Origin of the sequence: Kitasatospora sp. NPDC058218 (assembly GCF_042882445.1) — a bacterium.
Lineage (GTDB): Bacteria > Actinomycetota > Actinomycetes > Streptomycetales > Streptomycetaceae > Kitasatospora.
Genome location: NZ_JBHVWC010000028.1, coordinates 1 through 3,230, shown reverse-complemented (window position 1 = coordinate 3,230; position 3,230 = coordinate 1). Strand labels below are relative to the sequence as shown.

The following is a 3,230-nucleotide window of genomic DNA, read 5'->3' as shown; positions in this document are numbered from 1 at the left end:
ACGCTCTGCGCGGACCCGGCCGTGACGGCGGTGGAGATCGTCGCGCTGGTGGATGAACCGGCGGCCACGGTGCCGGAGTTCGGGTTCACCGCGACCGAGAAGTCGTTGCCCACCGGGGTGTTGCCGGTGTACTGGGAGAAGATGTGGCTGAAGTCCCAGGTGCCCTGGCTGATCCCGGAGCAGTCGTCCCGGCCGCCGGTGCCCGGGCAGCCGCCGTTGTCACGCTGGAGCGCCCAGAAGGAGAGCGTGTTGATGCCCTTCGAGACCGCCCAGTTGTACACCGTGGTCGCGTTGGCCACGGTGAAGGTCTCGGCCGGGCCGAAGTCGTCGATGCCGACCATCTCGGTGATGCCGATGGAACCCCACAGCTGTGCGGGGGTCTTGGTGGGGTAGAGCTTGGCCAGCTGGTTGTAGAGGCCGGTCGCGGCGGTCTGGGTGTCGGCGGCCATGTCGTGCGCGGCGTTGTCGTAGTAGTCGAAGGTCATCAGGTTGACGACGTCGATCCGGGCGTTGTTGGTGACGGCGTTCTTCAACACCGCCAGCCCGCTGGAGGCCAGGCCGCTCGTCGTGGTCGGCAGCGTGTACGAGAACTGGATCGAGCGGCCGTTGGCGGCGGCCCAGTCCTGCACCAGCTTGATCGCCTTGTTGCGGCGGTCGATGCCGGCCGTGTTGGTCAGCGAGTTGTCCTCGATGTCCAGGTCGATCCGGCTGATGTCGTACGTGGTGATGACGTTCTCGAAGGCGGCCGCGATCTGGTTGACATCGGTGCAGCTGTCGGCGAGTTCGGTGCCGGTGTTGTCGGCGGTGTAGCCGCCGAACGACGGGATCACGTCGCCGCCGTTGGCCCGGATGGTGGCGATGTCCGCACCGAAGGTGGCCTGCGAGACCGGCATCGAGCTGTCGCCGTTCCAGTAGGGGGTGCACGAGCCCTTGGTGGCGGCCTGCAGGAACGCCATCGTGAGGTGCTTGGCACCGGACTGGGCGGCCAGCGCGGCCGGGCTCTGGCCCGTCCAGGCCTCGAAGTACGGGGCGAACACCCGGGTCGGCAGCGGGGTGGCGGCCTCGGCCGAGGCCGTCCCGACGGCGACCAGGCCGGCCGACGCGGCCAGCGTGACACAGGCGGTCAGGGCCGCCTGGATCGTTCTGCGTAGACGCATGAGTTTCTCCAACAGACGTGGTGGGGCAGGACGTTGGTGAAGTGCTGGGGCTGCGCGACGGAACTGCGCAGGTGGCAAGCTGCGGAGCGGTGAACTGCGGGACGTGGTGGGGGCGTGCGGCATGCGGGCGTGCGGAACCCCGTGGACACGCGGAACGGGCGGACGACGCTGCGTGGGCACGCGTACGCCGTGCGGGTCGGGGGCGGTGCGGAGCAGGGCAGGGCAGGGCAGGGCAATGCCTCAGCCGCCGGTGGTCACACCCCCACAGTGCATCCCGGTCGGATCGACATGCTTATGGTTGGACTAGACCACTCGTCTGTCAAGGCTCCTAACAGTTCGTCAGCGGAGGGATCGGGCGGTCGCCGGGCGCACCATCCGCCGGTGACGGGCGATGCCGCCCGGGCGTCAGGGGTCCGATGAATTCGCGAGGAAGGGTGGCCGTTCGCCCGAGCGGGTGGACCCCCGCCCACAGGGCCGGCTCGGCGTGTCCGCAGCCGAGCAGGTGTCAGGAGGCCTGCGCGAGCAGCTCGTCGACGATCACGACGACATCGTCCGCGCTGCGCCACTTGAAGGCGTAGTGGTGCTCCGCCAGCCGGCGGACGGCGGCGGTCAGCCAGGCGTCGTCACCGAGCAGCTCCGCCCGCTTCCGGTCGACGACGACACCGAGCAGCGACTGCAGGAGCGCGATCTCGCGGGCGGAGTAGAACCCGCGGTGGTGGCTGAACTCCGCCGGCCAGATGTCGTAGGGGTGCCGGACCATGGCCCGCAGGCAGGATCCGTGGGTGGTGATGCCGGGGGCCTTGCTCAGCAGGCCGCCGAACTTCGAGCTGGAGAACCGGTCGACGGTGACCGCCACACCCAGCTCCATCAGTCGCTCCCACGCCACCGGGTGCGGCTCCCGGCCCGCGACGCGGTGCACCAGGCCCTCGCGTTCGAAGGTGAGATGGGCCCGGCCCTCGTGATCGCCGAGGGTCCACCGGCCGTCGACCCGGACCAGCGGGCCGAGGCGGTCCCGGACGGACTCGGTGGTGGCGTTCGGCTCGGTGGTCACGGCTCTCCCTGGGCAGGCGTCAGCATCATGCCGACCAGTCTTCCCGGCTCACCTGGTGACGACGTTACACCGCTCTGTCTGCGCCTCGCACGGCAGTTCGGTGCGTGCTGCTGCGGTGCGGGCGGCCCGGCCGACCGCGCGGCGCTGTGCGCGCAGGGTGCCGTGGCCGCGCGCCGGTCGTTGCGCGCGACCACGGCGGCCCGGTGCTCAGGACACCGGGCTGCTCGGGGCGACCCTGCCCGGCCGCGGGGGCGAGGGGGCGTCAGGCCGGCGGGCAGAGGGTGGCGCGCAGGGCGTCGAGGATCTTCTCGGCCTTCTCGGTGCCGAATCCCTGCGGGTGGTCGGGGGCGGTGAAGCGCTGGTTGGCCAGCTCGACCAACTTGGCCCGGTCCTTGGGGAACTGGTACATCGACTGGCACTGGTTGCGGGCGCGGTCGACGGCCTGGTCGGGCTTGCCGCCGACGATCGCCGGGTCGATCGCGTCGAGCGCGGCGACCAGCCGGACGGTGTCGTCCGAGCCGGGCTTGGCGGGCAGGCCCGCGTCGGCCGGCGGCGCGGGCTTGGGCGGCGCCGGGGTGTCGGGGGCGTCGGGTGCGCCGGGCGAGGCCGATCCCGACGCGGGCCCGTCGGGGCTGCCCGCGGGGGGCACGGCGGGCGTGGTCGGGGCGGCCGGGGCGGCCGCCGTGGTCGGCGCGCCGGTGGTACCGCCGGTGGCGCCGGGGGTGGGGGTGCCCGGCGCGGACGTGGTGGCGGCGGGCGGTGTGGTGGGGGAGCCGGCCGCGGTGCCGCTCGAACCCGAGCCGGACGAACAGGCAGCGAGGCTCACCGCGGCGAACGCCGTGAGGGTGGCGGCGAGGAGACGAGTGCGCATTCCGCCACACTGTCATGTTCGCGCCGCTCAAGGGAAGATCCCCTGGCGGCGAAGCGGCGGGGGCGTCGATCGGGGCCTAGGACACCAGCGGGGGGACGAACTGCGCTCCCGCGCGCGAAGACACATCGGAAGCGGCCGACGACCACCAGAG

3 protein-coding genes are annotated in these 3,230 nt (G+C 72.1%); all 3 read right to left on the bottom strand.

Annotation, left to right across the window (positions count from 1 at the left end):
- Positions 1 to 1,157 (bottom strand): chitinase (locus tag ACFVYI_RS19135; protein WP_387886890.1); only part of this gene is annotated, 1,157 nt, incomplete at its 3' end.
- Between the two features lie 505 nt (positions 1,158 to 1,662).
- A complete protein-coding gene (locus ACFVYI_RS19130) occupies positions 1,663 to 2,208 on the bottom strand; it encodes a hypothetical protein (protein WP_387886887.1) in 546 nt (181 codons plus the stop codon).
- Positions 2,209 to 2,470: 262 nt separating this feature from the next.
- Positions 2,471 to 3,079, bottom strand: coding sequence for a hypothetical protein (locus tag ACFVYI_RS19125; protein ID WP_387886885.1), 609 nt, complete (start codon positions 3,077 to 3,079; stop codon positions 2,471 to 2,473).
- Between the last annotated feature and the right edge of the window lie 151 nt (positions 3,080 to 3,230).

Excerpts from the sequence above, each read along its gene's own strand:
- ACFVYI_RS19125 (WP_387886885.1), bottom strand. The coding sequence starts at position 3,079 with ATGCGCACTCGTCTCCTCGCCGCCACCCTCACGGCGTTCGCCGCGGTG.